The sequence below is a fragment of the Streptomyces sp. NRRL S-350 genome, from assembly GCF_000719705.1.
In the GTDB taxonomy this organism is placed as follows: domain Bacteria; phylum Actinomycetota; class Actinomycetes; order Streptomycetales; family Streptomycetaceae; genus Kitasatospora.
The window spans coordinates 1-388 of record NZ_JOHO01000208.1 but is presented as its reverse complement, the minus strand read 5'-3'; the positions used below and the strand labels follow the sequence as shown (position 1 = coordinate 388).

Sequence of the window (388 nt, the reverse complement as noted above, 5' to 3'; positions counted from 1 at the left end):
GGCATGACGGTGGACAAGATCGCTGCGGTGACGTTCACCAGCGCGGACCGGGTCCGCGACGTGATCCACAATTTCAACGCGGACGGCTTCGACTCGCTCCATCCACGTTTTCGCCCAGATGAAGACCTGGGAGATCCTGCGCGACTGCCGGCTCAAGGGCGATGGCGTCCACCACGCGATGCTTGGCATCGCACGCTTGCACAACCTCATCCAAGCCGCGTAGAGCGAAAGCGGCCGGGCGACGGCCCACCGTACACGGCCCTCAACGATCAATTACGGGACAGCCCTTACAGGTCCTAACAGAAGCCGTGTTGTTGTGTGACCGTCGGCTGGTCTGCTCGTTGGATCGTCCGTGGGGAAGAGGGAATCTCGTCCGTGGATCGTGTCG

General features: G+C 62.1%; 2 pseudogenes. Both read left to right on the top strand.

Going from position 1 to position 388, the window contains the following annotated elements:
• Window positions 1–114, top strand: a pseudogene (locus IF30_RS50715) (helix-turn-helix domain-containing protein); the annotation flags it as partial.
• Window positions 95–223 (top strand): annotated as a pseudogene (locus tag IF30_RS47390) (IS5/IS1182 family transposase); the annotation flags it as partial. The pseudogenes IF30_RS50715 and IF30_RS47390, both read left to right, overlap by 20 nt.
• Window positions 224–388 lie beyond the last annotated feature (165 nt).